This is a genomic window from Faecalimonas umbilicata (assembly GCF_004346095.1).
Classification (GTDB): Bacteria; Bacillota; Clostridia; order Lachnospirales; family Lachnospiraceae; genus Faecalimonas; species Faecalimonas umbilicata.
The window spans coordinates 1-1,727 of record NZ_SLZV01000060.1; the positions used below are offsets into that span (position 1 = coordinate 1).

Below are 1,727 nucleotides of genomic sequence, written 5' to 3' on the forward strand. Positions count from 1 at the left end.
TGATATGCTCCCTTTATGAGAGACAGTGAAAAAACAAACTGTCATCATGAAGGGAGCAATTCTATGTCACAAAAAGGTAAACTAAACACAGAAGAAAAAGTCGAGATTATCAAGAAGTACCGGCAAGGGGAAATAAGCTTAGTTCAGGCGGCTCGGGATGCAGGGGTTGGGACAACGACAATTTATAGATGGAGCGCACGGTATGAGGCAGAAGGGGCGGCTGGATTTTTACCATATCAAAAAAATCGAGTCTATCCGCCAGAACTAAAGTTAAAGGCGGTGCTGGAATATTTATCTGGAGCGGGCAGTCTCAAAGAAATCAGCCAAAAATATAAGTTGCGAAATGATCGTCAACTCAGCAACTGGATAAAGGTGTATAATGCTCATGGAGATTTCAATTCCACAAAGTTTTCTGGAGGAGGAAGTTATATGAAGCAAGGACGAGAAACCACATTTGATGAACGAGTTCAAATAGCCAGGGAATGTATCGCTACAGGGAAAAACTACGGGGAAATAGCCTTAAAATACCAGGTAAGTTACCAACGAGTTCGTACTTGGACACTTCGTTTTGAGCAGATGGGAGAAGCAGGATTACAGGACCGGCGTGGACAGCGCAAGAAGGACCAAACTCCCCGTACCGAGCTGGAACAGGCGCAAATTGAGATTGAGCAGCTCAAACACAAACTGTATCTGGCGGAAATGGAGAATGCACTGTTAAAAAAATTGGACGAAGTAGAGAGGAGGGATGCCTTTCAGAAGTAAGACAACGACATACTTATATAGCCATTCGAGAGTGTCATGAAGAACAAGGGTTTGCTGTTGAGACAGCCTGTGACCTTCTCCATGTAGCCCGTTCTGCTTACTACAAATGGGCTTCCGGAAAGCTAAGCCACAGAGTAATGGAGAACGAACAGTTGGCCGACAAGATTGAGAAAATCCATTCAGAAAGTCCGGATAAAGGTTACCGGAGACTGAATGACGATCTGCGTCATGACCATGGTATCTATGTCAATGACAAGAGGGTGCTGCGCATCTGCCGGGCCAAAGATATAAGATCCACTGTGAAGTACAATAACCACGGCTGCACAAGGCGGGCAAAGAACCCTCAGTATCTTGCTGAAAATCTGCTGAATCGCCAATTCTATGCGGAGAAGCCGAATGAGAAATGGCTTACTGATGTGACAGAGTTCAAATGGTATGATGGCATGGAAGTACATAAACTCTATCTAAGTGCCATTCTGGATCTTTGTGACCGGCGCATCGTGTCCTATGTGCTCAGTGAGCACAATGATAATCCACTCGTTTACAAAACCTTTGACAAAGCTGTTAAGGCGAATCCAAATGCCCACCCGCTGTTCCACAGCGATAGAGGTTTCCAATACACAGGCAGAACCTTCCACCACAAACTCGTACAGGCTGGAATGACTCAGAGTATGTCCCGTGTGGCTCATTGCATTGACAATGGACCTATGGAAGGATTCTGGGGCATTTTGAAACGGGAACGCTATTACGGCAAGCGTTTCACTAGCAAACAGGAACTCGTGCAAATGATTGAGTGCTACATCCGTTATTATAACACCAGAAGAGTCCAGCGTAACTTGGGCGTGCTGACGCCGATAGAAAAACACAAGTTGTGCCTTGCTGCATAAAAAGCGGCCAGCAACATTTAGCTGCTGGCCGGGGAAATTTTATATTTTTTCTCTGTCCTCTTGACGGGGAGCAGTTCA

2 protein-coding genes are annotated in these 1,727 nt (G+C 45.5%); both read left to right on the plus strand.

The genetic code is table 11. From position 1 onward, the window contains the following. The first annotated feature begins 63 nt into the window (after positions 1-63). Positions 64-762: a helix-turn-helix domain-containing protein gene (locus EDD74_RS15280; RefSeq protein ID WP_207658010.1), complete on the plus strand. Its 699-nt coding sequence runs from the start codon at positions 64-66 to the stop codon at positions 760-762. A gap of 23 nt (positions 763-785) precedes the next feature. Next, complete coding sequence (locus tag EDD74_RS15285) at positions 786-1,649, plus strand: IS3 family transposase (RefSeq protein WP_242990203.1); 864 nt, start codon at positions 786-788, stop codon at positions 1,647-1,649. Positions 1,650-1,727 lie beyond the last annotated feature (78 nt).

What these genes read in the sequence shown, in the direction of transcription:
- EDD74_RS15280 (WP_207658010.1), top strand. Translation starts at nt 64, where the DNA reads ATGTCACAAAAAGGTAAACTAAACACAGAAGAAAAAGTCGAGATTATC.